The 26,420-nt window shown below is 62.4% G+C and carries 23 protein-coding genes; 8 read left to right on the top strand and 15 right to left on the bottom strand.

Going from position 1 to position 26,420, the window contains the following annotated elements; all coding sequences use genetic code 11:
- Window positions 1–10: 10 nt before the first annotated feature.
- Window positions 11–754 carry an SDR family NAD(P)-dependent oxidoreductase gene (locus tag QCE88_RS29085; RefSeq protein ID WP_309908383.1) on the bottom strand — a complete coding sequence of 248 codons (744 nt, stop codon included), beginning with the start codon at window positions 752–754 and terminating at the stop codon, window positions 11–13.
- A 118-nt stretch (window positions 755–872) separates the two neighbouring features.
- Here QCE88_RS29085 and QCE88_RS29080 point away from each other — a divergent pair, with 118 nt between their 5' ends.
- A complete protein-coding gene (locus tag QCE88_RS29080; RefSeq protein WP_309908382.1) occupies window positions 873–1,787 on the top strand; it encodes a LysR family transcriptional regulator in 915 nt (304 codons plus the stop codon).
- A 36-nt stretch (window positions 1,788–1,823) separates the two neighbouring features.
- On the opposite strand, the gene QCE88_RS29075 is transcribed toward QCE88_RS29080, so the two are convergent.
- Window positions 1,824–2,723 carry a LysR family transcriptional regulator gene (locus tag QCE88_RS29075; protein WP_309908380.1) on the bottom strand — a complete coding sequence of 300 codons (900 nt, stop codon included), beginning with the start codon at window positions 2,721–2,723 and terminating at the stop codon, window positions 1,824–1,826.
- A 158-nt stretch (window positions 2,724–2,881) separates the two neighbouring features.
- On the opposite strand from QCE88_RS29075, the gene QCE88_RS29070 reads away from it, so the two are divergent.
- Together QCE88_RS29070 and QCE88_RS29065 are read left to right on the top strand one after the other, a co-directional pair.
- Window positions 2,882–3,628 carry a glucose 1-dehydrogenase gene (locus tag QCE88_RS29070; protein WP_309908379.1) on the top strand — a complete coding sequence of 249 codons (747 nt, stop codon included), beginning with the start codon at window positions 2,882–2,884 and terminating at the stop codon, window positions 3,626–3,628.
- A gap of 17 nt (window positions 3,629–3,645) precedes the next feature.
- Window positions 3,646–4,392, top strand: a complete 747-nt coding sequence (locus tag QCE88_RS29065) for an SDR family oxidoreductase (protein WP_309908378.1) — start codon at window positions 3,646–3,648, stop codon at window positions 4,390–4,392.
- 94 nt (window positions 4,393–4,486) lie between these two features.
- Here the strand turns inward: QCE88_RS29065 and QCE88_RS29060 are convergent, their stop codons facing one another.
- The 11 genes from QCE88_RS29060 to QCE88_RS29010 form a co-directional block, all read right to left on the bottom strand.
- The gene (locus QCE88_RS29060; protein ID WP_309908376.1) at window positions 4,487–5,899 is read right to left on the bottom strand and encodes an aspartate ammonia-lyase; all 1,413 of its coding nucleotides are present in this window, start codon (window positions 5,897–5,899) and stop codon (window positions 4,487–4,489) included.
- 36 nt (window positions 5,900–5,935) lie between these two features.
- Window positions 5,936–6,982, bottom strand: a complete 1,047-nt coding sequence (locus tag QCE88_RS29055; RefSeq protein ID WP_309908374.1) for an ester cyclase — start codon at window positions 6,980–6,982, stop codon at window positions 5,936–5,938.
- Window positions 6,983–7,053: 71 nt separating this feature from the next.
- The gene (locus QCE88_RS29050) at window positions 7,054–8,067 is read right to left on the bottom strand and encodes an asparaginase (protein ID WP_309908373.1); all 1,014 of its coding nucleotides are present in this window, start codon (window positions 8,065–8,067) and stop codon (window positions 7,054–7,056) included.
- Between the two features lie 46 nt (window positions 8,068–8,113).
- Window positions 8,114–9,097: an ester cyclase gene (locus QCE88_RS29045; RefSeq protein WP_309908803.1), complete on the bottom strand. Its 984-nt coding sequence runs from the start codon at window positions 9,095–9,097 to the stop codon at window positions 8,114–8,116.
- 44 nt (window positions 9,098–9,141) lie between these two features.
- Complete coding sequence (locus QCE88_RS29040; protein WP_309908372.1) at window positions 9,142–10,296, bottom strand: porin; 1,155 nt, start codon at window positions 10,294–10,296, stop codon at window positions 9,142–9,144.
- A gap of 143 nt (window positions 10,297–10,439) precedes the next feature.
- Window positions 10,440–11,135, bottom strand: a complete 696-nt coding sequence (locus tag QCE88_RS29035; protein ID WP_309908371.1) for an alpha/beta hydrolase — start codon at window positions 11,133–11,135, stop codon at window positions 10,440–10,442.
- A 4-nt stretch (window positions 11,136–11,139) separates the two neighbouring features.
- Entirely contained in the window at window positions 11,140–11,925 is a 786-nt protein-coding gene (locus tag QCE88_RS29030; protein WP_309908369.1) for an aldolase/citrate lyase family protein, read from the bottom strand.
- 26 nt (window positions 11,926–11,951) lie between these two features.
- Window positions 11,952–13,034 carry an ABC transporter ATP-binding protein gene (locus QCE88_RS29025; RefSeq protein WP_309908368.1) on the bottom strand — a complete coding sequence of 361 codons (1,083 nt, stop codon included), beginning with the start codon at window positions 13,032–13,034 and terminating at the stop codon, window positions 11,952–11,954.
- A gap of 17 nt (window positions 13,035–13,051) precedes the next feature.
- On the bottom strand, window positions 13,052–13,945 hold the full coding sequence (locus QCE88_RS29020; RefSeq protein ID WP_309908366.1) for a carbohydrate ABC transporter permease: 894 nt from the start codon (window positions 13,943–13,945) through the stop codon (window positions 13,052–13,054).
- A gap of 10 nt (window positions 13,946–13,955) precedes the next feature.
- Window positions 13,956–14,852 carry a sugar ABC transporter permease gene (locus tag QCE88_RS29015; RefSeq protein ID WP_309908364.1) on the bottom strand — a complete coding sequence of 299 codons (897 nt, stop codon included), beginning with the start codon at window positions 14,850–14,852 and terminating at the stop codon, window positions 13,956–13,958.
- Window positions 14,853–14,873: 21 nt separating this feature from the next.
- A complete protein-coding gene (locus tag QCE88_RS29010; RefSeq protein WP_309908363.1) occupies window positions 14,874–16,244 on the bottom strand; it encodes a sugar ABC transporter substrate-binding protein in 1,371 nt (456 codons plus the stop codon).
- A gap of 194 nt (window positions 16,245–16,438) precedes the next feature.
- On the opposite strand from QCE88_RS29010, the gene QCE88_RS29005 reads away from it, so the two are divergent.
- The 5 genes from QCE88_RS29005 to QCE88_RS28985 all read left to right on the top strand — a co-directional run bounded on the left by QCE88_RS29005 (window position 16,439) and on the right by QCE88_RS28985 (window position 23,702).
- Complete coding sequence (locus QCE88_RS29005; protein ID WP_309908361.1) at window positions 16,439–17,353, top strand: LysR substrate-binding domain-containing protein; 915 nt, start codon at window positions 16,439–16,441, stop codon at window positions 17,351–17,353.
- 100 nt (window positions 17,354–17,453) lie between these two features.
- Window positions 17,454–18,617 carry a hypothetical protein gene (locus QCE88_RS29000; RefSeq protein ID WP_309908360.1) on the top strand — a complete coding sequence of 388 codons (1,164 nt, stop codon included), beginning with the start codon at window positions 17,454–17,456 and terminating at the stop codon, window positions 18,615–18,617.
- A 91-nt stretch (window positions 18,618–18,708) separates the two neighbouring features.
- Window positions 18,709–19,695 (top strand): LacI family DNA-binding transcriptional regulator, encoded by a 987-nt coding sequence (locus QCE88_RS28995; protein ID WP_309908358.1) that lies wholly within the window; start codon window positions 18,709–18,711, stop codon window positions 19,693–19,695.
- Window positions 19,696–20,167: 472 nt separating this feature from the next.
- Complete coding sequence (locus QCE88_RS28990; protein WP_309908357.1) at window positions 20,168–22,537, top strand: arylsulfatase; 2,370 nt, start codon at window positions 20,168–20,170, stop codon at window positions 22,535–22,537.
- 34 nt (window positions 22,538–22,571) lie between these two features.
- The gene (locus QCE88_RS28985; protein ID WP_309908356.1) at window positions 22,572–23,702 is read left to right on the top strand and encodes a formylglycine-generating enzyme family protein; all 1,131 of its coding nucleotides are present in this window, start codon (window positions 22,572–22,574) and stop codon (window positions 23,700–23,702) included.
- Window positions 23,703–23,710: 8 nt separating this feature from the next.
- On the opposite strand, the gene QCE88_RS28980 is transcribed toward QCE88_RS28985, so the two are convergent.
- Both QCE88_RS28980 and QCE88_RS28975 read right to left on the bottom strand, forming a co-directional pair.
- A complete protein-coding gene (locus QCE88_RS28980; RefSeq protein WP_309908355.1) occupies window positions 23,711–24,802 on the bottom strand; it encodes a CaiB/BaiF CoA-transferase family protein in 1,092 nt (363 codons plus the stop codon).
- Complete coding sequence (locus tag QCE88_RS28975; protein ID WP_309908353.1) at window positions 24,799–26,154, bottom strand: MFS transporter; 1,356 nt, start codon at window positions 26,152–26,154, stop codon at window positions 24,799–24,801. The genes QCE88_RS28980 and QCE88_RS28975 overlap by 4 nt, the downstream gene beginning before the upstream one ends.
- Window positions 26,155–26,420: the final 266 nt, after the last annotated feature.

Below are 26,420 nucleotides of genomic sequence, written 5' to 3'. Positions count from 1 at the left end.
TTCCTGTGGCTCAGTAGGTCGCACGTCCGCCGGTCAGATCGAACGCGGCGCCGGTCGTGAACGAGCACTCTTCCGTTGCGAGCCACGCGACCATCGACGCGACTTCGTCGGGACGGCCCGCGCGTCCGAGCGGAATCTTGGCGAGCACGAAATTGCGGGCGTCGGTCGTCATGTTGCGGAGCATTTCCGATTCGATGGCAGCCGGCGTGACGCAATTGACGCGAATCTCCGTGTCCGCGAGTTCCTTGCCCAACGATTTGGTCAATGCAATCACGCCCGCCTTCGACGCGCCGTACGCACCCTGATTCGGATTGCCTTCCTTGCCGCCGACCGACGACAGGTTGACGATGCGCCCATGCCGCGCACGGCGCAGATACGGCAGCGTTTCGCGGCAGCAGACGAACACGCCCGTGAGATTGATGTCGATGACCTGTCGCCAGGCATCGACCGAATACGTTTCGACAGGGCCGATCGGGCCGTTGATGCCCGCCGCGTTAATCAACACGTCGATGGAGCCGTAGTGTTCAGCGACGGACTTCGCTGCGACGGCCACGCTGGCGGCATCCGTCACGTTCACCTGAGCCGATGAAACCGCACGGACGTTTTCGGCCGCCGCCCGAGCGGCTGCGCCGTCGATATCCCACAGCACGACCCTGGCGCCGGAAGCGACGAATCGCTCGGCGATCGCATAACCGATCGCCCCCGAGCCGCCGGTAATGACACACACGCGATGATGCAAATCCAGCTGGTTCATCCTTCTGTCTCCAAGAGTTCGACATCGTTTGAACCGATACTAGGGACTAACGCCCGCTTTGTCGTATGCCGAAAGTCAGCTAACGTATAACTTTTGGTTAATCGTCCGGACGGCCGCCATGCGCTTCAAGCTTCGCCATATGGAGGTGTTTCGCGCGGTCATGTTGACCGGATCGATCAATGCGGCGTCGAAGCTGCTGTTCGTCTCACAGCCCGCCGTCAGCAAGCTGGTGTCGCATGTCGAGACGACGCTGGGGCTGCGCCTGTTCGAGCGCTCGAAAGGCCGTCTGGTGCCGACCGCCGAGGCGCATGCGCTGTTCAGGGAGGTCGAGCAGGTTTATCAGGCGGCAGTGCGCGTGGACGAGTTCGCTCATGCACTGGCGCTGGGGCCGTCGAGTCTGCTGCGCGTGTCGTGCAGCGCATCCTTGGCGATGAGCGTGGTCGCGCCGGCGCTCGTTGAATTGAAGCGAAGGCTGCCTGCGCTGACGGTGAGCTGGCAAACCACGCTGATGGCCGACATGCCGATGGAACTGCTCAGCAAGGAAGCGGAGGTTGCCATCGCCGCGATGCCGGTCCTGCACGAGCACCTGGAAAACGTTCCGTTCATGGTGGGCAACATGGTCTGCGCGATGCCGGAAGGGCACAGACTGGCGGCTCGGCAGGAAGTGTCGCTCGCGGATCTGGCCAACGAGCCCGTTGTGCTGTTCAAGCGCGACATTCCTTTTGGCACGGTGATCGCGCAGGCCTGTCAGCAAGCCGGCGTCGAACTCAGGTCGACGATCGACGTGATGCGCGCCGATCAGGCGCTTGCCCTCGTGGAAGGCGGACTGGGCGTGACGATCGTCGATAATTTTGCGACTACGGGGAGCGCCTTGGTCATTCGCCCGCTGCGTGAAGCCATCGGCTTGACCGCGCACTTCGTGTACTCGCGATTTGCGCCGCCGTCGCGGAATGCGAGCGTGTTCATGCAGTCCGTGTACCGGCAGGCGACGCTTCTGGAACGTGCGATTCCGGATGCCTTCGTGCCCGAATGACGGTCGAGCTGCGATGGGCTTGTCGCCACGCCAGTTTCACTCCGCACGTCGCGCGCTGTTCGCTCTCAACTCCTCCAGTCGCGACAAGAACAGTTCGACAATAGGCGCCGCGTTGCCGGGACTCGTGCCGACCACCAGATCGATGGTCGGTGCTTCGCCTTTCAACGGACGGCTGACCACGGACCAGGGCATCAGGTTCTGCACATACGCCGGTATCAACGTGACGGCCCGCGTCGAGGCGATCAGCGACATCACCATGGCCGGATTGTCGACCCGTTGCGCCACCTCCACTTCAACACCGGCTTTCGTCAGATAGCCGTCGATGACCTGCCCCAGCACCTTCGCCTTGTCCGCCATCGCGATGAACGGCTGATGCCGCAGGTCCTCCGGGCGCACGGCTTTGCGCGCGGCCAACGGATGATCGCTCGGCATCAGCACGACCAGCGGCTCCTGGTCGATGATCCGGTAGTCGAGGCCGTGGCCGGGTTCGGCGCGCATGAACGCGACGTCGAGCTTGCCGTGCGCAAGCGCGCTGGCCAGTTCCGTCGAGTAGTCGCTCGTGACGGTGACCTCGATGTTCGGCAATTCGTCGCGCAACAGATGCATGGCCTCGGTCAGCCAGGTCATCTCCTGACCGGTCAAAAAGCCCAGTGCCAGGCGCGGTTTGGCGGGCTGCGCCGCGCGTCGCGCCGCTTCAACGGCGGCGTCCACCTGGGCCATCGCGAGCCGCGCATGATCGAGAAACGCGCGACCTGCGTCTGTCAGCTCGACGCCGCGCGCACTGCGCTGCAATAGCGCGGTGCCAACCCGATCCTCGAGATCGCGAATCTGCCGGCTCAACGAGGGCTGTGAAGTGTGCAAGCGGTGCGCGGCTGCCTCGGTCAGGCTGCCGGTCTCGGCGACCGCAATGAAGTAGCGCAAATGCCGTAGTTCCATCGCCTGGTTCTCCATGCCTGCGAGGCATGCCCACCCGCCTCGAAAGTCTTTCTCATCGACGCAACGGGCGCCTAAATTAACTCCTGTCAGACCCGATCCCCGCTGCGAACGTAACGCATGAGTCATGCATCGCAGCGATACCTTACAGGAGTTTCACCATGAACCAGCCCGTTGTTCTCATTACTGGCGCGTTGACCGGCATCGGTCGCGCTACCGCCATCGCCTTCGCTCGCTCCGGCGCGCGGCTTGTCGTGTCTGGCCGTCGTCCGGCCGAAGGTGCCGCGCTCGAAGCCGAATTGCGCGAACTCGGCGCTGAAGCCTTGTTCATTCAGGCCGACGTACGCCACGACGACGAGGTCCGCGATCTCGTCGATCAGACCATCGCCCGCTTCGGCAGGCTGGATGTGGCGGTCAACAACGCCGGCACGGAAGGCACGCCGGGTCCGATCACCGACGTCTCGCCGGCAAGCTACGCGGCGACCTTCGACACCAACGTGCTGGGCGTGCTGCTGAGCCTCAAGCACGAACTGCGCGTCATGGCCGCGCAACGGTCGGGCAGCGTGATCAACATCTCATCGACCTATGGTCATGAAGGCGCCGCCTATGCGGTGATTTATGCCGGCAGCAAGCACGCGGTTGAAGGGTTCACGAAATCGGCGGCGCTGGAAGTCGCCGGCACGGGTGTGCGCGTCAATGCGATCGCGCCCGGGCCGACGGACACCGGCATGCTCGACCGCTTTACCGGCACCGCCGAGCGCAAGGCAGCCCTCGCGAGCAGAGTGCCGCTCGCGCGGATCGGCACGCCCGAGGACATCGCGGCGGCGGTGCTGTATCTGGCGTCGGACGGCGCCGCGTTCGTGACCGGGCAGATCGTCACGGTCGACGGCGGCAAGACCGCGGGCTGAGCAATCAAGGAGCAGACATGCAAACGCTAAAAGGCAAGACCGCGCTGGTGACGGGCGCTTCGCGCGGCATCGGACGCGCCAGTGCGCTGGCGTTGGCGCGGGCGGGCGCGCAGGTGCTGGTGCATTATGGCCGCGGCGAGCAGGAAGCCGACGCGGTGGTCGACGAGATCCGTCGGGCGGGCGGCACTTCGGAGAAGATCGCCGCGGACCTGCGCGCCGCCGATGGCCCGCATCTGCTTGCGCAGCGCACGCGTGCCATCGTCGGCGATCGTCTCGACATCCTGGTGGCCAATGCGGGCATTGCCGGGTCGGCTACGATCGAAGAGACCACGGTGCAGCAGTTCGACGATCTGTATGCGGTCAACGTACGTGCGCCGTTCTTCATCGTCCAGCAGTTGCTGCCGGTCCTGTGCGAGGGCAGCAGCGTCGTGCTGCTGTCATCTCTGGTGGCGCACGCGGCGCTCGGTACGCTTTCGGCCTATGCGGCGACCAAAGGCGCGATCGACACGCTGGTCAAACATTTCGCCGCAGCGCTGGGCGAGCGCGGCATCCGCGTCAATGCGGTGGCCCCCGGCATCGTGCCGACCGATATGTCCAGTTTCGCGAAGACGGACGCGGGGCGGGATGTCGCGCTCGGCATTCAGGCGCTCAAGCGCATGGCCGAACCCGGTGATATCGGCGCGGCGGTGGCGTTCCTTGCGTCCGATGAGGCCCGATGGATCACCGGCGATACCTTGCGCGTGGATGGGGGATCGAAACTTTGACGGAGTGAACGGTTCCAAGCCTCCTTCCTGCCGCCCGACGCCCGGTAGCCCGGGCGTCTCTCAAGAAGTGCACGAACCATCGGGCGGCCACAGATCAGCTATCGAATACCGGATAAGAAGCCGATCGGATGGTGGCCAGCGTCTCATCTCGCGAAAGCAATCCGGACGTCTCCAGTATCTCGACCAGCGACCGGCCTTCAGCCACCGATTGCCGCGCGAGTTTGCTCACCCGCGCGTAGCCGATTTTCGGCACGAGCGCGGTAGCCACCGCCATCGATTCGAGCAGATGCTGCTCGTTGCGTATGCCGTTCGCTTCGATGCCCGCGACGCATTTCTCGCTGAACCGCGTGATGCCATGGGACAGCATGGCGATACTGTCGAATACCCGTGACGCCACCACCGGCTCGAAGTGATTGATCTCGAGTTCGCCATACTGGACCGCCTGCGCCACCGCCACGTCATTGCCGACCACTGCGAAGCTCAACTGGATCATCGCCATCGGCAGGACCGGATTGACCTTGCCTGGCATGATCGACGACCCCGCCTGCGCCTCGGGCAATGTCAGCTCTCCGAGTCCGCCGACCGGCCCCGACGACAGCATCGTCAGATCCGAGGCGATCTTCGCGAGTGAAACCGCGCAGGTGCGCAACTCCGCCGAGACGCGCGAGAACACATCCATGTTCTGCATCGCATCGAAAGAGTTGGCCGGCGCCTGGTAGTCGACGCCCGTGACCTGACGAAGATGCGCGTACACGGCGGCACGATAACCCGCCGGCGCGCCGAAGCCTGTGCCGATGGCCGTGCCGCCGAGCGGCAAGGTGCGCAGCTTGTCACGTACCGCGGCCAGTTCATCGGCGAGACGCGACGTCAGCGATGCATAGCCGCCAAAAAGCTGGCCCAGACGCATTGGCTGCGCGTCCTGCAAGCAGGTGCGGCCCAGATGCAGGATATCGGCGAACTCGGTTTCCTTGCGCCGGAAGAGGGCAGCGAGTGCCGCGATGTGCTCGACGAGCGTGCCGAGCATCGCGTGTGTGGCGATCTTCAATGCTGCGGGATAGACGTCGTTGGTGGACTGCGAGCGGTTGACATGATCGTTCGGATGGACGATCTCATAGTTGCCGGCCGCATGCCCAAGAAGGTGCTGGGCGCGATTGGCGATCACCTCGTTGAAGTTCATGTTGGTCGACGTGCCGCCGGACCCCTCCATCAGGTCCACGACGAGCGACGTGTCGAAGCTGCCTCCAATCACTTCTCCGCATGCCGCGACGATCGCATCGCATTGCTCGCAGGTGAGCACTCCGTTGTCGCGATTGGCCAGCGCCGCCGCCCATTTGACCTGCGCGAAGGCATCGCGGAAGGCTGGATAGTGAGCGATGCTCAACGGAGAAACCGTTAGGTTATCGACGCCGCGAACCGTGTTCACGCCGTACAGTCTGTCACGCGGGATGCTGACCTCGCCGACATAGTCACGCTCGACGCGAGCGTCGCTTTCAGTATTCGCTTTCATGAATCGTCCTTTCACGCTTGCCCTGCATGCGCCGTGTCATGCTCCGGCCTCGATCGCTCCGCCGTTCGCCTTGATGATCTGTGCCATGACGGCAATCTCGTCGAAGATTCGCACTTCGCGAATCACTTTTCCGTTGCGCACTTCGAAGTGCGACGAGCCGAGGATGTTGAGCGGCGCGCCGTTGGCCTCGCCATAGACGGGCGATCCGCAATACGTTCCGCGCAAGAGCCACACCGTGCCGATGCGCAAACCCAGATCAGGCGACTCGTGCACGACGAAATCGCGAATCTCCACCTGCGCGTCGGGAATGAACGAGAGCAGGCTCATCAACTCCATTTGATACGGCGCAATGCCCATTACCCGCCGCAATCTCACGGTCTGACAGACAATCGTGTCGCTGAAATAGCGGGGCACCATGTCGAAGAATCGGCCGTTCCAGACGTTCTCGAACATCTCCGCGATCATCTCGCATTCGGCCACGTAACGATTCGGGCGCGCGCCCGAAATCCCGGCCTTGACCGGATTCGCGATACGTCCTGCGAAAGGCGCAGCTTCACCGCCGGCATCCATGGCCTTGCCCAGAACCGGGGAGTGGGCCGCGAGTTGCGCGGCGATCTTGTAGGGATCGAGGCCGAGATGCTGAAGCACCGCATATTCGTCGCGAATCACCCACTCCTCGACCACCTTGTTATCTACCACCACACAATGCGCCATACCGCGGTTGACCCAGTCCTTGCCGGTCGGCGGGCCATAGGTCCAGTGCCCAAGATGCGTCGCATTATTGAACACGCGATGCGCACTCACGAATCCATTCGCACCGCGCTGCTCCCAGATCACGTCGTCGTGGCCGCCGCCGCGATTCGGAAACGCGACCATCTTTTGAATCGAGTTCTTCATGACATGATCGAATCCGTACGTTTCGCCGTAGCACGTATGGACTTTCACGTCCTGAGCGTAATGGTCCTTGAGATGCCCGAGGCCACGCGTGATCCAGATCTTGTCGGTCCAGCTCGTAATGTATTCGCGCGGGTTGCGGTAAGGCGCGTAAGCAGCCGGATTGATGTCGTCGAGTTGCTCATTCATGTCGTGCTCCTTGAGTAGGGGATTGTTGAAGTATTGAAGCAGGTTCGTACGGCAAGGACGAAGCCAAGGTGCTAACCGTAAACCTCGAAGCATTGCCGCAGGGATGCGGTGTCCATGCCGCGTGCGAGGCCGAGCATCAGCAAGATGCGCGCTTTCTGCGGATTGAGCGAATGTGCCGCGATGGCCCCGTAGTGAATGTCGTCCTCGCAAGGACTGACCGTGCCGAAGGGGACGCGGCTGGACCGCACGAACGCCACGCCGTGTTCACGCGCCATGGAGGCGCCTGCCTTGGCCGCCGCCGAGAAGGTGCCGTTACCCGTACCCGCGAACACGATCCCGCGCGCGCCCGCGGCGATCGCCGACCGGTAGAAATGCTCGCCGGCATGTTGATGGCCATAAACGATGTCGACTTGCGGCAGCACACGAGGCGGTTCGCCCGCCAGGTCGACCGTGTTCGCCTCGGGCCGTGACGGCACGGCACGGAAAACCACCTCCGCGCTGCTTACGCTGCCGAGACAGCCGAGCGGCGGGTGGCTGAATGCGCTGGTCGCGCTCGTGTGGAGCTTCGCTGCGGCCTGCGCGGAAATGATCTGTTCGTCCATCACGACCATCACGCCACGGTCTTGCGCGCCTTCGTCGCTCGCGACCTTGACGGCGTGAAGGAGATTCAACGGCCCGTCCGCGCTGAGCGCCGAAGCCGGCCGCATCGCGCCGGTCAGCACGACAGGTTTGGCGCTCCGGGTGATCAGGCTGAGAAAGAAGGCCGTTTCCTCCAGCGTATCCGTGCCGTGCGTGATGACCACGCCATGCACGGACGCATCGTCAAGTCGCGCCTGAACCGCGCGGGCGACTTGCAGCAACAGCACATTGTCGACTTCCTGACTCGAGATGCAGGCGATTGATTCACTCTCTATCTCGGCGATCGTCGCCAACTGGGGAACCTGGTCGAGCACGCTCGCCAGCGTGCCGGTCAGCGTATAGCCGCGCGTTTGCCCGGCACCCGGTGCACTGGCCGCAATGGTTCCTCCCAGTCCCATCACGACGATACGACGCTTGCGCGCCGCGTCACGCTCGACGCTTGTCATCTGAGGTACCTCGCATTCATGACGTGATCCATGGACGGTGCGCAGATCATGCGCCCGCGCGGCTTTCAACATGCGCGAAGATCTGCTTCCAGACCGAGACTTCGTCGGTCACGAAGAATTCCGTCATGACCTTGTCGGCGGTCATGTTCGCGTGCGACATGCCCATGATGTAGACGGGCGCCCCGGTCGGCTCGCCGAAGTGCCCGAATCCCGTATGCGTGCCCGTCAGCGACCAGCGCACCGCCACGCGCACGGGCTGCTCGGGATCCCGGTTGACGCGCGCGCTTTCGATCTTCAGCACCGCATCCGGAAACGAGGCCAGATAGCCGAGCGCAAAGGTGTCGATATCGCTGTGACCATAGAGCACGTTGCCGCCTGGCGCATGAAAAGCCGCGCCATGGAAGTACAGGTCGCGAATCGCGGCCGTCTCCTTGTCGTGCCAGAGCCGCTTCATGCCGCGCAGATACGCCTGTGCCGCATCGTCGTCCTGCATGGTGGGTGTATATCGGCTCGGCTTGTCATGCGCAGGCACGAAAAACGAAATGGGCACGCCCTGACGCAACTCGCGGTCGGTCATCTGGCGTGCAAGCGTGCGCGCATCCGATCCGAGGCAACGTGCGAATGCAGCCTGATCGCGCACCAGCCATTCTTCTACCACCATTTGGTCACGCACCCAGCAATCCGCGATGATGCGGCTACGCACCATGCGGCCTTGCGCGGCGCCTAGAATCCCGTCTCCCGTATGCCGCATCACCGAGGTCAGCCGGTGCGAGGACAGGAACGTGCCGTCCTCGTAGGGCGTCCAGATCACGTCTTCGCCGACAAGCTGCCTGTCCGGGAACTGATGCAAGGTCTGAAGGGTCTGCGCCGTCACGCCCTCGTTACTGCCGGTGAAGCCGGTGGCCGCTCGCAGGAGAATGTCCGGGGCATAGTACTTCTGCAATTTTCCGCCGATGCCACGGTCTTCCCAAATCTCGCGTGTGATGCCGTAGATGAAGTCGGGAACGGTTCGGTACGGGCCAAGATCCATGCTCACGTCGGTTTCCTTGTTGGAAGATGCGTTGGTCGAAAGGTTCAGAAGCGGTGACGAATGCCGGTGACGACCGCCAGTTGCCGGTTCGTCGAGGAAGCCGTGGTGAACGCGAACTGCGCGAGCGCAGGCGAGCCCATGGAATTCGTGCCGCTCGCGGTCTGTCCGTAGCCCCAGAGATAGACGTCGGTGCGCTTGGACAGGCTATACGTTGCGCCGAGATCGATCTGTCGATAGATGGCGCCGGGTGCGCCATTGACCGAGTTTGACCGGGTATAGATGAATGCCGTTCCGACCTGCAAGGCCGGCGTGAACCGGTAGAGGTAGTTCGCTTCGAACGAGTTCAGGACACCCGTGCCGGAATACCCTTCAGGATTCGGTCCCGCGCCGCTTCCGAGTCCTTTGAACGCTACATTGCTGAAGGTTCCGCCCAGCACGCCGTTGCCGAGCGCATACGACGCGCCGACCGCCGCGATCTGCAACGACCGCGCGGAAACGAAGCCCGAATAGCTTAATCCGGATACCACCACGCCCGTGGTGGTCGGCGTGCCATCGTAGACCGACGTGTTCGGCCTGTCGATGTGCGAGTAGGAGCCAGCAATCGCGAATCCACCGATCGTCCAGGAAACGGCGCCGGAATAGGCGGAGTTGTTGGCGGCCGAGCCGGGCACGCCGCCGAAGGAATACGCAGCGCCGACCTTCAGGCCGTTGAACGGCACGCTCACGAACTTCGCCGCATTGTTGAGCCGGTAGCTGCCGTTGAAATTGTTGTTATCACCCGGTTGCGTGCCGGGACCACCGGACCACATATAGCCTGACTCGAATGGCCCGATGAAATCGGTGTTCAGATCGTACTGGCGTCCAAGCATGAAGTTACCGTAAGGCGAAGCGATGCCCACCCACGATTGCCGGCCGAACAGGCGGCCATTCTGGCCCAGTTTCCCGGTGTTCGAATTGAAGCCGTTCTCGATCTGGAAAATCGCCGCGTAGCCGTTTCCGAGATCCTCACGGCCCTTGAAGCCGAATCGCGATGCACTCAATGTGCCGCTTTGCAACTGATAGGCATGGCCCCCACCCTGATTCGTAGTGTATTGAAATGCCTCGTCGATGATGCCGTATAGCGTGACGCTGTTTTGCGCCTGCGCCTGAAGCGTAATGAAGCAACATGCCAGAGGGAGCACTACGTGGGCGGGTTTCATGTCTCTGTTCCGTTTATGTGTGGTGATGGAGCAGCCAGGGTCTCGTCCGTTGAAACAGACTAGATTGTTAAAAAGGCATCCTGTCTAATTGGGTGGTTTGATTTCGGTTGCTATTTTGCGCGGTGTCTCTCAGCGCGCCACGTCTAGGTCATCATCTCTTTCAGCGCGTGGCTGCAGGCATGCGGTGCCTCGAGCGGTACAAAATGCCCGCATGCTTCGATCCCGCAACTGACTGCATGAGGTATGGCCTGTGCCATTTCAGCTTGCCGGTCGAACGGAATCACCTGATCGTCCTTGCCGTACACGATCGTCACGGGCATATCCAGTGACGGAAGCATCGGGCGGGAATCGGGCCGTTCGCTGGCGTAGCTCGTCTGGTTGGCAAAGCGCTGCGCGCTGCGTTGAGCCATCTCGACCAATTGCGTGCTCAATGCTTCGCGGCTCGCGCAGGACGGCGACAAGTAGTGCGGCAGCAGCGCATCATGTAAGACCCCCGCCAGATCGCCGCTCTGCGCCCGCGCAAGCAACGCGCGACGTCGAGTCTGACTGTCCGCTGGATCTGGCCGCGCGGTGCTTGCGATGAAGGCCACGCCCGCCACACGCTCGCGTGCCTGGCGCAGCACCTCGAAGGCGACGATGCCACCGAGCGAAAAACCAGCGAGATAGAAACGCGCTGGCAACCTGGTCAGCATCGACGCGACTTCTTCACGCATGGAAGACCGCGTGCCGAGTTCACACACCCGCACTTCGCGTTCCGGCGCCAGCGCGTCCATCTGCGCGCGCCAGACGAACGCATCGCACAAGGTCCCAGGCAGGAGAATGAGCGGGAGCGTGTTCATGGCCTTAGTAACCATTCCCCTGAACGGCGAGTTTGCCGCCTCGCGCTGCCAGCACGCGCGATGAACTGGCTACCGCCAGTGCGTTCGCATCATTGCCGGGTGTGACGAGATGAAAACCCTGCTCGACCCGGCGGCGGGCCATGTCGCCATCGCTGCAGAAGATGCCCGCAAGGAGGCCCCGCCGAAGGGTCTGCCCGAGAATGTCGCTGATGGCGCGTTCCACCACGTCGTCGGGCTGCGCGGACGGTATCGCGCCGAGACTGAGGGCGAGATCATTCGGACCGATATACACGCCGTCCAGGCCGGGCGTCGCCAGGATCGCTTCGAGGTTGTCGAGCGCCTGTTGCGATTCGATCATCGCGAAGGCCATGATCTCGTCGTTCGCATGCGAGAAGTAGTCGGCTCCGCCATAGAGCACGCCTCGCGCTGGGCCGAACGAGCGCGTGCCCGCGCCTGGATAACGGCAGGCACGCACGAACTCCGCCGCCATCTCCGGGGTGTCGATGGACGGACAGATCACGCCGTAAGCGCCCGCATCGAGCAAGCGCATGATCTGCGCGGTGTCGCGCGACGGCGAGCGCACGAGCGGCGTCGCCGATGTAATGCTGATGGCCTGCAACATGCCGACCGCAGAGTCGAAGCCGATCATGCCGTGCTGCAAATCCACCGTCACCGAGTCGAAACCTTGTGACGCGACGACTTCGGCGGCATAGCTGCTCGGAATCGACAGCCATGCATTGACGATGGGCTCACCGGCGCGGAATTTCTGTTTCAAAAGATTGGGACGCATGTCGCTTGCTCTCCTTGAATGCGGCATTAGTTCTGGTGCGGCATGACGCCTGCCGTGGTAATCCGTTGGCCCGTTTCGCCGTCGAACCAGAAGACCCGGGCCGGGTCGGGTCTGAGGCGGATGCGTTCGCCATCGGCATGACGGACGGTCTTCTCGCCCTTCACCACGAAGTACTGACCACCGATCTTCAGCGTGACCAGCGTGATGTCGCCGAGCATTTCGAAGGCGAAGATATCCGCAGAAAAGCTGCCCGCCGATGCGCTCGCGTCGATCGCCACGTCCTCGGGCCTCACGCCCAATGACAAGGCGCCATTGCGCGGCGGCGCGATCGCCAGTTCGGCGCCATCAGGCAGCACGAAGCGGCCGTCGCGTCCTTCGCCATGCAGCAGGTTCATCGCCGGGGCGCCGACGAAACCGGCGACGAACGCATTCGCGGGGTCGTTATAGATCCGCTCGGGCGCGTCGATCTGTTGCAGCACACCGTCCTTCATGATCGCCACACGTGACGCCAGGGTCATCGCTTCGACCTGATCGTGCGTGACATACACGGTTGTCACGGCGAGTTCGCGCGCGAGGTGCTTGAGTTCCGCGCGCATGGTGCCGCGCAGCTTCGCATCGAGGTTGGACAACGGTTCGTCCATCAGGAACACGCGCGGTCTGCGCACGATCGAGCGCGCGAGCGCCACGCGCTGGCGCTGACCGCCCGACAGCGCCGCTGGCCGGCGTGCGAGCAGATGCCCGAGTTCGACACGATCCGCGGCGCGCTTGACCTCGCGGTCGCGCTGCGCCGCCGCGACATGGCGCAGTTTGAGCGGATAGGCGATGTTGTCGTACACGGTCATGTGCGGATACAAGCCGTAGTTCTGAAAGACCATCGAAACATCGCGCTGACGGGGCGGCACGCCGTTCATGCGCTGGGTATCGAACATGAGGTCGCCGTCGGTGGGATCCTCGAGGCCGGCGATCATCCGCATCGTGGTGGTCTTGCCGCAGCCCGACGGTCCGAGCAGCACGAGGAATTCGCCCTCGGCAATCTTCATGTTCAGGTTCTTCACCGCCTGGAAGCCGCCCCAGGTCTTGTTGATGCCGTTCAAGGTGACAGTGGTCATTTCGATACCCTTTGAGATCAGCGGACGGCGCCGGCCGTGGTGCCGCGCACGAGATAGCGCTGCATGAACGATGCAAACAGGAACATCGGCAGCATGATGAAGAGGCCCGTGGCGCTGATGAGCTGCCACAGATCGCCTTCCTCGCGGTTGAAGAGGCCAATCGCCACCGGCAGCGTGACCGCGTCCTCGGACGTGAGAATCACGGCGATGATGAAATCGTTCCACGAGAGAATGAAGCAGAAGATGCCTGCCGTGACGATGCCCGGCAGCGCAATCGGCATGATCATCTGGACCAGGACCTGCAAGCGGGTGGCGCCGTCGATCATCGCCGACTCTTCGATATCCACCGGAATCTGGTCGATGAAGCCCTTGATCATCCAGATGGCAAAGGGCATCACCATCGCGGTCTGCACGACGATGAGTGCCGTGCGCGTGTCATAGAGACCGAGATCGCGAAACATCAGGAAGAACGGCAGGACGATCACCACCGGCGGCAGAAACTGCGTGGCCAGCACGGCGACCATCAACGACTTGTGCGCAAAGAGCCGAAAGCGTGAGAAGGAATACGCGGCCGCGGTCGCGATAGGCAGCGTGATCAGCACCGTGGAGCACGAGACAATCAGCGAGTTGATCAGCTTGTCCTGTACGCGAAACGGTTCGCGCATGATCTCGATGAAATTACCGAGGGTCGGCGTGAAGGTCAGGCGCAACCGATAGATATCAACATAATGCTTGAACGCCGCGGACAGAATCCAGTAGAGCGGCAGCACGATGATCAGGAACAGCACGGCAAGCGCCACGCCGCGCCCGAAGGTGCCGAGCCCTGCCCGCCACGCGGCGGGCGTACGGACTCTCGTGGTGACGGAAGATGGGTTGTCAGGAAGAACATCGGGGATCGATTTGGTCGTCATCGTTATTCCTTTATCGTGCGCGCTGGGTCAGGCGTACATACAGCACCGTCAGGATCATCATCGGAATGACGAGGAGCCAGCCGAGCGCGGACGCGTAACCCATGTTCAGATACTTGAAGCCCTGAAAGTAGATGAAGTGAGTGAGCGTTTGCGTGGCCTGTCCGGGGCCGCCATTGGTGATCATCACCACCTGGTCGAAGATTTTCATCGCGAAGATGCCCTTGAGCACCATCGCCACCGCGAGCACGGGCGTGAGTTGCGGCAGCGTGATCGAGAAGAACACCTGCGTGGCGCTCGCGCCGTCGATCTGTGCCGCTTCCTGGCTCTCTTTTGGCACGGACGCCAGCGCGCCGATGAAGATGAGCGCGAAATACGGCGTCCAGTGCCATACGTCGCTCGACAGGACGAGCCAGAACGCACCGGCCGGACTGCCGAGCAGGTCGATGCTGCGCAGATGCAGCGCGCGATTGACCGCACCCGCCAGACCGAAATCCGCGTTCGCCATGAAACGCCACAGCGCGCCGATCAAGGCCGGACTCATGGCAAACGGAAGCACCAGCATGGAACGAAGCACGGCTCGCACCGCACCGCCGCGAAACAGCAGCACCGCCACGGCAAGCGAAAGCGCCACCGTGAGGACGACCGACAAGATGGTGAACTTCGCCGTGATCAAAGCGGAGTTCCACATGGCCGGATCGGTGAGCGCGCGGGTGTAGTTGTCGAACAGATAGCCGATCTGCGACCAGCCATCGGACGGCGTCCATAGCGCTCTCGATTCGTTCGACCGGCCCAGGTTCCAGTTGCGAAAGCTCAGATAAAAAGTGGTGATGAGCGGATACAGCGCGGTCGCAAGGACGATCAACAGTCCCGGCGCGACCATTCCATACTTGGCGAAACGTTCCGACATGACGCACGCTCCAGAAAGGGTTTAGCGAAGTTCGCGTTCGACGACGCGATGCGCGCGGGAGGCGGCGTCGATCATCAGCGCATCGACGTCCTGTCCGGTCACGGCCTGATTGATAGCGATCGAAGCGATATCCGCGACCTCCGGCCAGAAGACCACTTGCGGCATCGGATGCGCGTTGCCCGACAGCGCCTCGATCTCGGCGCGGGGAATGCCCGCGTTCGCCGCGTTGACGTCGGGGTCCTTCATGCTCGAGTAGCGGTTCACCACGTTATTGCGCACCGCGTAGCCGTTCACGCTCCGCTCGATTGCGTTACGCCTGTCGAGGTCCGCATTGGCCAGCCACTTGAGATACTCCCACGCCGCCTCCTTGTGCTTCGAGTACATGGAGATGGACATCGGCATGGTGTTGACGACGGTACTCGGCGCGTCGCCGGGGCGATAGGCAGGCATTGGCGCGAACCCGACCTGCTCGGGCTTCAGCGTGGAATCCTTCGGGTTGGTCACGGCGGCGTAAGACCACTGCCAGATCGGCAGCATCGCCGCATGTCCCTGCTGGAATGAGATGCGTGCGTCCTGTTCAACGTTGGACGTGGCGCCCGGTCCGCACAGATCATGCTTCGTGAGCAGCGCAATGTATTCCCGCGTGGCCTTCAACGCCACTGGTGACGTCCACGCGGGGAAGCCCTTCGCATCCAGGATCTTCCCGCCCGCTCCACGGACGAAATCGGCCCATGCGAACAGGTTTTGCCGGTTGCCGTCGGCACCGTAATAGCACGCGAGCGGCGCCATGTCGGGATAGGCTGCGCGAATCTTCGGACCGGCGTTGATCACGTCCTGCCAGTTTTTCGGCGGCGCAATATGCAACGCAGCGAACACGTCCTTGCGGTACAGGAACATCTGCACGTTGCTGCGCATGGGCATGCCGTAGAGCTTGTCGTCGTGCGTGACGGATTGCAGGAACGGCGCCGGAAAGTCCGTCAGGTCGTAGCCGTCGCGCTTCACCAGCGGGTCGAGCGGCACCAGCCAGTGCGCATAGGCTGCGCCCCACTGGTCGAGGTAATTGACGATATCGACGTTGCCGTTGGCCGCCACGCCGACGCTCGTGACCTTCTCCTGAAGCGGCTTGAATGGTACGAACAGCCACTTCACATTGATGCCAGTGGCCGCCGTGAATGCGTCGGTGCGCTTCTGCAATGCCACGAACTGCGGCGTGTTGACGGCCATCACCTTGATGGTCTGGCCTTTGTACGGTTGTCCGGGCTTGAGCCGCGAGGCAGACAACAGAGCGGCATTGGCATCAGGCGCGGAAGCCGTCTGGTCCGCGGACCAGCCCGGCTCGCAAAGCGGCGCAAGCAGAAGCGGCAACACAGCAAATACAGCACGACGATACATGGGTCTTGTCTCCAGCCACCAGGGATTCGAAGCGAGCGTCACGCAGGGAGCGTGGCGCGTCGAGGCGCTCTGTCACGCACGGGACCGATGTTCGCCATGCGTGTTCCCTGCTCATGTGACTGAAATTTGAACCTTTTAATTTAATCTGTCTAATATATTATTGGTTCGTCTTTCATATCTTAAGGGAATGAAGCATGGTGGACTTGCGCTTGCTGCGGTACTTTGTGGTGCTGGCCGAAGAACTAAATTTTCTGCGTGCGGCAAACCGGCTTCATATGACGCAACCGCCGCTGAGCAAGCAGATCATGCAACTCGAGTCCGACCTCGAAACGCCGCTGTTCATCCGCGGAAAACGTCCGCTGCAGCTCACTCACGCGGGCATCGAACTGCTCGCCGGTGCGCGGCGCCTGCTCGCGCAGGCCGATGCCGTCGTGGACCAGGCCAAGCTCGCGGGGCGCGGTGAGAGCGGGCGTCTGGGCATTTCTTTCGTGAGCGGTTCGCTGCCGCAACTGCTGCCGCGATGCATCGGTGCGTATCGAGCCACGCATCCCAAAGTGCGCCTGAATCTGCGCGAAGGGGTGACCGCCACGCAGCGCGAAGCCTTGCTCGCGCGCGAAATGGACGTGGGTCTCATGCGCCCGCTTGCGCACGATCCGGGCGATCTGAGCACGCTGCGGCTCATCAGCGAGCCGATGATGCTCGCGCTGCCGGAACAGCATCCGCTCGCCTCGGCAGAGCGCGTACCGATCAAGGCACTCGAAGCGGAGCCGCTCATTCTGTTCGACCGAAAGGACTCGACCTACTTCTACCGGATCGTCGCGCAGATGCTTGATCATGCCGGCATCACGCCGGCGATCGCGCAGGAAGCCACTCAGCTTTATACCGTGGTCGCGCTCGTATCAAGCGGCATTGGCATGGCGATTGTTCCTGCCTCGGCGCGGCACATGCGCTATCCGGGCGTGGTGTTCCGGCACTTCGACATCAAGCGTGTGCCGCTCGCCGTTCTCGAACTGGCCTGGCGCGAGAACGATACCAATCCGGCGCTGCACAACTTCATTGATATCGCCGTGGCGGAAGCCGCGCGATATGTCGATTCCTCATCGTCCTAGTCCATTCGGTCTTGCGGGACTTGCATTGGTCAGCGCTCTCGGACTATTCTATGCATTCGAATGCATAACCCTGCATGAACTGACGAATACGGAGAAAGACATGCCCGCGCTGGACTCGGACGCCGCACTGAAACGACTCGTGAAACGCTCGGACATGGTGCCGTGCAAGATCGCCTTCATCGACTGCAAGATGAAGGGTTCGGAGCAGAAGGAGAACTATTCGCTGATTGGCGCGGGCGTCACGCAAAGCGCGGATCAGGTCGTGAACCTGCAGGAACCCCACGGCTTCAGTCTGGGGGTAGCCGCGATGCTCCCGGGTGTCGTCAACAACCTGCATCTGCACTACACGGCGGAAGTCTTCATGATCTTCCGCGGACGCTGGCGTTTTCGCTGGGGCGCGAACGGCGATGAAGGCACCGTGATTGGCGAACCGGGCGATGTGCTGAGCATTCCCACGTGGATCTTCCGAGGCTTCAGCAACGAAGGCAACGACGACGGCTGGATCTTTTCCGCGCTTGGGGGAGACAACACCGGCGGCATCATCTGGCATCCGGCGATTCTCGAACAGGCGGCGCGACACGGGTTGTATCTGACGAAGGAGAACATTCTCGTCGATACCGCACGCGACGCCCCCAAGCCGTCGGCAGCGGAACTGATCGAGCCTGTCGATCAGCAGACCATCGACTCGTTGCGGCACTACTCGCCGGATGAAATGCGCAAGCGCATGGTGAAGGTGGAAGACCGGGCGTGGTCATCGCGCGCGCTGCTCGACAGCGTGTTGCCGGGACATGCGTCCGAGATGGCGAGCGCGGTGGGTTTCGGCATGTCGCAGGATCGTGACCAGGCGCACGGGGTGGTGGACCCGCATGGTTTTTCCATCGAATGGCTGCGAGTTGCGCCGGGGCAAGCCGTCGGCAAGCACATGCTCGACGCCAAGCAGGTGTTGATCGTCTTCGAAGGCGTGGCGGGGCTGACGCTCACGCTGGCAGATGGCGAACTCGATGTCGAAGTGCCCGAGCAGGCGTTGTATTCCGTCCCGGCGGATACATGGCGCTCGGTGCGTTGCGTCGGCACGAAGACGCTGTTGGTTGCGGTCATGACGAGCGGCGATCAGCGCAAGCGTATTGCATGGTCGCGCGAGATCGTCGCGGCCGCCGCAGCGGCGGGATTCGCGACCGATCACAATGGCTATCTCGCGCCGCTTCATCTGTTGCCTTACGAGACGCGCCAAGAGGTGGCTGCGCTCCAGGAAGCACGCGATTGAAGACGGTAGAATCGCCGCTTTACCGAAGCGGCATTCTTCGTTCATGGCCAAGCACAGACAATCTTCCCGCGCGACCTCGTATGACGTGGCGGTGGCCGCTGGTGTCGCGCAGTCGACCGTGTCGCGGTGCTTTCAGGAAGACAGCGCGATCTCGCCCGACACGCGGGCGCATGTTATCGCGGTGGCGGAACGACTCGGTTATCGACCCAATGCCGTGGCGCGATCGCTTATCCTGGGCCGCTCGAATGCCATCGGTGTGATCGTCAACCATTACACGCTGCGTAACAACCCGGACCTGCTGCATGCGGTGTCCGCTGCGCTGGCGCAACAGCAACTGACGTTGCTGCTGATCACCGTCGCCGACGATGACGACGACCACGCCACCATTCAGAATGCGCTCGAATTTCCGCTGGACGGCGTGATCTCATGCGCGACGATGTCGCTTGACGACATCGAAAGATTCAAGCGCTTCGGCGTCCCTGTGGTGTTTCTGAACCGGCAGGTCGCGGCGACCGGGGTGGATTGCGTTTCCACCGACAACGACACCGCCGCCCGGGACCTGGCCGACGCGCTTCACCATGCGGGTCACCGGCGCTATCTTTGCATTGCCGGCCCGCAAGGCGCGCCGGTCAGCGAGACTCGGCTCGGCGGTTTCTCGAAGCGTGTGAGAGAACTTGGTGCGGCACAGCTCGACACGATACACACCGATTTCTCTTACGAGCAAGGCAGCGCTGCCGTGGTGGCGCGTGCTGCGCACATACGGCGGGACGTGGACGCCATCTTCTGCGCGAACGATCAACTCGCACTCGGCGTACTGGATGCGTGTCGCTATCAACTTGCCCTCGAGATACCGAAGGATATGTCGGTCGTGGGTTTCGATGATGTGACAGAGGCATCGCGACCGACGTATGGTTTGACGACTGTCAGGCAGCAGACGGCCCGTCTGGCGGAAAAGGCGCTCGACCTGCTGATGTCGCGGCGGCTCAAACCGGGTACGCGTGCGCGTATCGTCACGCTTCCTGGTGAACTCATTCGGCGGCAGTCTGCACGACTTGATCCTCAGGATCGTGTGACGTGAACATTGCGTGGCCTTGCAGGTACTTCCCGACGGTGCGTGACGGGCTCGAATGGCGCTCGTCACAGCGCACGCATCACGCACTCTCCGTGTTGGTCTGCGTTGCGGGCAAGCTGGTCCTAGTGCGCATGAAAATTCGCAGGCTGCTCCGCAACGCGACGCGCACCGGCCCGACAAAGCATTGCTTTTTCAGAACCGAAGGTTTATTGCTTTGTTCCAAAGGGCCACGAACATTCGCTACCCAAGGCCTGGATCATTTGCTCCGTGCATACGCAGAAAATGATCACCGTGGACGTCGGCTTCAGTAATCTTGCACGGTCGTTCAACTGCTGCGGGAGGCAACATGCGGGCGAACCTGATGTCAGCGGTGGCGTTGGTCCTTTCTGCCCTTTGCCTCGGGTTTGCTTCCGAACTTGCAGCACAAGGAGAGAGCCCCGCGGCCACGCCTTCGCCCGCTGCGTCTTCTGTCGGGATCGTGCTTCCCAATCCGCCTCGGCCGCATCCCAATCCGCAGTACGTGCCGGATTTTCACGGCGTCATCAACCTCGACGTACGTAATTCGAAATCCGACTGGACACCTTTCACGCCCAAAAGGGCGCCTCAAGGCGCACCCAACTTCCTGTTCATTCTCTACGACGACACGGGCCTTGCCGCGTGGTCCCCATATGGCGGCCGCATCAACATGCCGACGATGGACCGGCTCGCGGCGAACGGCCTGACCTACACGCAGTGGCATACGCCGGCACTCTGTTCACCGTCCCGCTCGACGATCCTGACCGGGCGCAATCACCACTTGAACGGCATGGCGTCGATCACCGAGTCGGCCAGCGGCTTTCCAGGATCGACGGGACGCATACCCGATCAGGCCGCGACGATCGGACAGATTCTTCAGGACGGCGGCTGGAGCACCTTCTGGGTCGGCAAGAATCACAACGTGGCCGAGCAGGATGTGGCCTCAGGCGCAACGCGCAAGCAGTGGCCGCTGCAAAAGGGCTTCGACCGGTATTACGGGTTCATCGGCGGCGAGACGAATCAATGGTATCCGGACCTTGTCGAGGACAACCATTTCGTCGATCAACCCTATGGCCCCGAGCAGGGCTACCATCTTTCGAAGGACCTGGTCGATCACGCGATTGAAATGCTGCGCGACCAGAAGGCGACGAATCCGTCCCGCCCGTGGTTCATGTGGTTCAACCCCGGCGCGAACCATGCGCCACATCAGGCGCCGCAGGAGTACATCGCCAAGTACCGGGGCAAGTTCGACGACGGTTACGAAGCCTATCGTTCCTGGGTGCTTGAACGCATGATCGCCAAGGGCGTCCTGCCGAAAGGAACGCAGTTGACGCCGTTGAATCCGCTTCCGGCTGACGTGGCGAATCCGGCGGATTACGTGCGGCCGTGGAACACCCTGAGCCCCGACGAGAAGAAGCTGTTCTCGCGGCTCGCCGAAGTCTACGCGGCGTTTTCCGAGTACACCGATGCTGAGATCGGCCGGCTCATCGATTATCTTCAGCAGACCGGTCAGCTCGACAACACTGTCATCTTCTATGCCGCGGACAACGGGGCGTCGGGAGAAGGGACGCCCAATGGATCCGTCAACGAGAACAAGTTCTTCAATGGCTTCCCGGATTCCATTGCGGACAACATGAGTTACATCGGTGAGCTGGGCGGCCCGAATACCTACGAGCACTATCCGACCGGATGGGCCGTCGCGTTCTCGACGCCCTTCCAGATGTTCAAGCGCTATTCGCAGTTCGCAGGCGGTACGGCGGATCCGCTCGTCATCTCCTGGCCGAAGGGCATCGCCGCGCGTGGAGAGATGCGCAATCAGTATCATCACTCCACTGACATCGTGCCGACGATCCTGGAGATCTCGGGCTTGCAGATGCCGCAGGTCTATCACGGGGTGAAGCAATACCCGCTCAGCGGGGTATCGATGGTGTATTCGTTCAATGCCAAGCCGGGCGATCCGACCAAGAAGCACATCCAGTACTACGAGATGCTGGGGACGCGCGGCCTCTGGGAAGATGGCTGGAAAGTGGCGTCGGTTCACGCGCCGCTGACCGGCAGGGGCAAGTTCGATCAGGATGCGTGGGAGCTTTATCACGTGGATGTGGATCGCGCTGAATCGACGGATCTGTCGAAGCAATACCCTGACAAGGTGCGAGCGCTCGTCACAGCCTGGTTCGATCAGGCCGACAAGAATCACGTCCTTCCGCTCGATGACCGGTCGGCGCCCGAACTCCTCGGCCTCGAACGCCCCAGTGACGAACCGAAGCATGATCGCTACATCTACTACCCCGACACCGCGCCGGTCCCCGAGGCGGTAGCCGTCAACGTCAGGAATCGCTCCTACAAGATCCTCGCGAACGTCGACATCACGAACGCGGACGCATCGGGCGTGATCTTCGCGCACGGCTCGCGCTTTGGAGGACACGCGCTGTTCGTGAAGGACAAGAAGGTGCACTACGTCTATAACTTCCTTGGCATCAAGCCAGAGCAGGATTTCGTATCGAACGTCGAACTGACGCCGGGCAAGCACACCATCGGCGTGGAGTTCACGCGCGAGAAGACCGGCGAGCACGGCGAATCGGTGGGATCGGCGAAAGTGTTCATCGACGGTCAGGTGGTGGCGCAAGGGCCGATGAGAACCCAGCTCGGCAAGTTCACCTTGAGCGGAGACGGGCTGTGCGTGGGCTATGACAGCGGCGACGCCGTCAGCGCGCAATACACGTCGCCCGCACGCTTCAAGGGTGGGAAGATATTCGGCGTCGGCGTCACGGTCGAGCAGGCGCAGTACGAAGACCTCAACAAGGAAGCGCAGCGCATGTTGATGAAGGAATAGGCGCACGGAGCGCGTCGACCTCGGGAGGTACCGGATGGACCACGCAGCAGGTCGCAGACGTCTCGTGTTCGGCATGGTGTCGGCGGGCGCACTGATCGGCGCCGGAGGGCTGTGGTCGTACTCGAAGACGCGCCATGCGACTGTGCGGATCGGCGACGGCATGCATGGGCCGCTGCGCATGGCGTGGGTGCCCGCAGGCACGTTCCTGATGGGAAGCGCATCGAGGCGCGCCATGCCCAACGAGGGACCTGCGCACTCCGTGACGCTCACCGGCTTCTGGATGAGCGAGAACGACGTGACGAACGCCGAATTCGCCGCGTTCGTCGCGGCCACCGGATATAAAACGACTGCAGAGCAGACGCCACGCTGGGAAGATCTTGCGCCGCAATTGCCGCCGGGCACGCCGCGGCTGCCGGAGAGCGAACTGGTTCCCGGCGCGCTGGTGTTCGTCGGCACCGATGAGCCTGTCCCGCTCCAGGATGTCGGCCGATGGTGGCAATACATGCCCGGTGCCGACTGGCGTCATCCGCTCGGGCCGGACTCGTCGATCGCGGGGAAAGAGCAGCATCCGGTAGTGCAGGTGTCGCATCGTGATGCGGTGGCCTATGCCGCGTGGGCCGGTGGCCGTCTGCCGACGGAATCGCAGTGGGAGTACGCGGCGCGCGGGGGCATCGAGCAGGCTGACTTCGTCTGGGGCGATGATGCTCCACCCCGTAACGGTCCACGTGCGAACGTCTGGCGGGATGAGCGCACACCGTTCCCGGTCGTGACCACGGCGAGCGAAAAGATTGCTGTGGGTACGATGCCGGTGGGTACTTTCGCCGCCAATGGCTATGGCCTTCACGATATGGCAGGCAACGTGTGGCAATGGACGGCGGACTGGTATCGGTCGGACGCGTTCCGGCAGCTTGCGGCCAGTGCTCCAGGAAGAGCCGCGGTCGATCCGTCAGGTCCGTCCGACAGCTTCGATCCCGATGAACCCGGCGTGCCGTCGAATGCGCCGAAGCGCGTGACGCGGGGCGGTTCGTTTCTGTGCAGCGAGACGTATTGTCAAAGCTATCGGACCAGTGCAAGGCGTGGCACCGATCCGATGAACAGCATGTCGCACCTGGGCTTTCGCATCGTCATGAGCGAAGAGGACTGGGGGCGGAGAAGGCGGGTTTGATGGCCTGATTAGCGTCTGTCGTAGCGCCACGCATCGATGGCATTCTGGATATCGATCGGCCTGAACTCCGTTTCGTGGCATGCCGCCGGAGAGCGGCTAAAGCGGGGAGCCGGGGCGGGCCGGACGGTTCCGGTCACCTCGATGAACGTATTCCGGGCTTTCAGATGCGCGTGGGCATGCGCTTCTTCCATGCTCAGGACCGGGCACACGCAGGCATCCGAGTCAGCGAACAACGCAGCCCAATGGTCGCGCGACTGGCTGTGAAACACCGTCGCGAGCCGTTCCCGAATCCGAGGCCAACCCGCTGTATCCGAACGTGGCGGCAGGTCCGAAGCGAGGATGCCGAGTCGGGAAAGCAGTTCCTGCCAGAACGGCTCTTCGATGGCCCCGACGGCAACCCAGCGGTCATCCGCGGTCCGATAGGTGCCGTACCAGGGAGCGCCGCCATCCAGCGCGTTCGTTCCGCGTGCGTCCTGCCATTGGTTCTGCGAGCGCAGCCGGTAAAACAACGACATGAGGTAGCTCGCGCCATCGACCATGGCTGCATCGACCACCTGACCCTGGCCGCTGCTGCGGGCTTCATGCACGGCCGCGAGCACGCCGAAGGCGAGGAACATCGACCCGCCGCCATAGTCGCCAACGAGATTGAGCGGTACGACCGGGCCTTTCTCCGTGCCGATGGCATCGAGTGCGCCGGTCAGCGCAATGTAGTTGATGTCATGACCCGCACGAAGCGCGAGAGGGCCGTCTTGTCCCCATCCGGTCATGCGCCCGTAGACGAGCTTCGGATTCTGTTCCAGGCAGACGTCCGGTCCCAGTCCCAGCTTTTCCATCACGCCAGGACGATTGCCTTCCAGCACCACGTCGGCCACCGCGACGAGCTGCAACGCTGCATCCCGGTCCTCGCTTCGCTTGAGGTCCAGCGGGACGAAGCGTCTTCCTCTCTGCATGAAATCCTGTTCCCGAACGACACCCGCCGGACGGATGACCTGAATGATGTCCGCGCCCAAATCGGCGAGCAGCATCGCGCAGAAAGGAACGGGACCAATAGCGCCGAACTCCACGACCTTGAGTCCGGCGAGCGGGCCGGCCGGGTTCATCGCGCCTCCTGACGGGCTTGTGCGGCCATGTGCCGGCCGGCGAACAGCACGCAGACCGCGGAGAACAGGAACAGCACGGAAGCCACGATCATGCCCGCCGGCAGGCTATGCGTGACCTGTTGCACGCGTCCGATCAGGAGCGGAGCAATCCAGCCGCCCGCGATAGCCCCGATCGAGCTGATGACCGCAATGATCGCGGGCCTCGATTGACGGGGCAGGAAGGTCTGCGGAATCGACCAGAAAATGGCGAGCGACGAATACACGCCGATATTTGCGAGCATGAAGCCGATGAGTGCGCCCGCCAGGCCGTCGGACATCGCGACCGTGCCATAGCCCAACGCGGCGATGATCATGCAGGCCACCGTATGTCCGATGCGTTCCTTGCGCCGGTCCGAGCGACGGGACAACAGCGTCATGCCGATCATGCCGGCAAGCGGGGGCAGCGCGGCGATCAACCCGATGCTCTTCAGCGACACGCCGTGGAGGTGAAGAATCTGCGGAAGCCACGCGCCGACCGTCGCGTTGCCGCAGAAGATGCCCACGTAGCCGAGGATGAGAACCCAGAGCATGGGCTGCCGGAGCACCGCCAGCGTGCTCAATTCGTGCGTCGTGGACCGTGCCGTGGCGCCGCTATCGAGTTCTCGCGCCAGCCAGATCTTTTCGTCCTTCGACAGCCACTTGGCCTGATCGGGGCGATCGGTCAGGTAGAACGCGCCGAAGATGCCGAGCATCACGGCGGGCAATCCTTCGAGAACAAAAAGCCACTTCCATCCTGGAATGCCGAACGTTCCATCGAGTTGCAGGATCGCGCCGGACACCAGCGACGCCAGTACGTACGCAGCGGGAATCGAGTAGGAAAAGATCGCGTTGTATCGGGCGCGATAGCTGTCGGGGATCCAGTAGCTCAGCAAGAGAAAGACGCCCGGCGTCAGGCCTGCTTCGGCAATGCCCAGCAAGGCGCGGACGGTATAGAAGCTGACCGGCCCCGTCACGAATGCCATGGACATGGTGACGATCCCGAACAGCATGGCAATTCGCGTCAGCGTAATGCGTGCGCCGAAGCGCGCCAGCGCCAGGTTGCTCGGCACTTCGAACAGCGAGTAACCGAGGAACAGGATGCCCAGGCCGATGCTGTACATCTGCGGCGTCAGGCCCAGTTCCTTGTTCATCGAGAACGAGGCGAAGCTCAGGTTGCCACGGTCGAGAACCGAAACCACGTACAGCGCGATCAGGTACCACATCAATCTGCGCCCGATTTTCGCGACCGTGCGGGCGCCGTCGCGCTCCGTGGTGCTGGCAACCAGGCTGTCGTCGACCGGCGCCTGGATGGTCGTTCGTGATGACAGAGACACGTCTCCTCCGAATATTCTAGTATGTGGGTGGTCCAAATTGGTAGGGGCAAATATAAGTCGCGGCGAATTTTCGACCAAGTCCGGGAAATCCCTACTTCGGTCCAAGTTATCCCCGAAGGATGCAGGATGTGAGTTGCTAACCGTGAAAATAACGCTTTTAAACAGCAATGTAGCGAGACTTGATACGTCGAGATGGCACTCATCTCCCCAGCAAAATCTGTCTCCCCCAGTCAATCCGGCCGTTGACCGCCACAGCAAACTATCGT

It is taken from the genome of Caballeronia sp. LZ035 (assembly GCF_031451175.1).
Classification (GTDB): domain Bacteria; phylum Pseudomonadota; class Gammaproteobacteria; order Burkholderiales; family Burkholderiaceae; genus Caballeronia.
This window is presented reverse-complemented; position numbering and strand designations above follow the sequence as displayed.

Coding starts and splice junctions, on each gene's coding strand:
- QCE88_RS29030 (WP_309908369.1), bottom strand. CDS start 11,925: ATGCGTCCCAATCTTTTGAAACAGAAATTCCGCGCCGGTGAGCCCATC.
- QCE88_RS29055 (WP_309908374.1), bottom strand. CDS start 6,982: ATGAATGAGCAACTCGACGACATCAATCCGGCTGCTTACGCGCCTTAC.
- QCE88_RS29040 (WP_309908372.1), bottom strand. CDS start 10,296: ATGAAACCCGCCCACGTAGTGCTCCCTCTGGCATGTTGCTTCATTACG.
- QCE88_RS29015 (WP_309908364.1), bottom strand. CDS start 14,852: ATGTCGGAACGTTTCGCCAAGTATGGAATGGTCGCGCCGGGACTGTTG.
- QCE88_RS29025 (WP_309908368.1), bottom strand. CDS start 13,034: ATGACCACTGTCACCTTGAACGGCATCAACAAGACCTGGGGCGGCTTC.
- QCE88_RS29050 (WP_309908373.1), bottom strand. CDS start 8,067: ATGACAAGCGTCGAGCGTGACGCGGCGCGCAAGCGTCGTATCGTCGTG.
- QCE88_RS29060 (WP_309908376.1), bottom strand. CDS start 5,899: ATGAAAGCGAATACTGAAAGCGACGCTCGCGTCGAGCGTGACTATGTC.
- QCE88_RS29020 (WP_309908366.1), bottom strand. CDS start 13,945: ATGACGACCAAATCGATCCCCGATGTTCTTCCTGACAACCCATCTTCC.
- QCE88_RS29000 (WP_309908360.1), top strand. CDS start 17,454: ATGCCCGCGCTGGACTCGGACGCCGCACTGAAACGACTCGTGAAACGC.
- QCE88_RS29045 (WP_309908803.1), bottom strand. CDS start 9,097: ATGGATCTTGGCCCGTACCGAACCGTTCCCGACTTCATCTACGGCATC.
- QCE88_RS29080 (WP_309908382.1), top strand. CDS start 873: ATGCGCTTCAAGCTTCGCCATATGGAGGTGTTTCGCGCGGTCATGTTG.
- QCE88_RS29075 (WP_309908380.1), bottom strand. CDS start 2,723: ATGGAACTACGGCATTTGCGCTACTTCATTGCGGTCGCCGAGACCGGC.
- QCE88_RS28985 (WP_309908356.1), top strand. CDS start 22,572: ATGGACCACGCAGCAGGTCGCAGACGTCTCGTGTTCGGCATGGTGTCG.
- QCE88_RS29010 (WP_309908363.1), bottom strand. CDS start 16,244: ATGTATCGTCGTGCTGTATTTGCTGTGTTGCCGCTTCTGCTTGCGCCG.
- QCE88_RS28980 (WP_309908355.1), bottom strand. CDS start 24,802: ATGAACCCGGCCGGCCCGCTCGCCGGACTCAAGGTCGTGGAGTTCGGC.
- QCE88_RS29035 (WP_309908371.1), bottom strand. CDS start 11,135: ATGAACACGCTCCCGCTCATTCTCCTGCCTGGGACCTTGTGCGATGCG.
- QCE88_RS29085 (WP_309908383.1), bottom strand. CDS start 754: ATGAACCAGCTGGATTTGCATCATCGCGTGTGTGTCATTACCGGCGGC.
- QCE88_RS29005 (WP_309908361.1), top strand. CDS start 16,439: ATGGTGGACTTGCGCTTGCTGCGGTACTTTGTGGTGCTGGCCGAAGAA.
- QCE88_RS29065 (WP_309908378.1), top strand. CDS start 3,646: ATGCAAACGCTAAAAGGCAAGACCGCGCTGGTGACGGGCGCTTCGCGC.
- QCE88_RS29070 (WP_309908379.1), top strand. CDS start 2,882: ATGAACCAGCCCGTTGTTCTCATTACTGGCGCGTTGACCGGCATCGGT.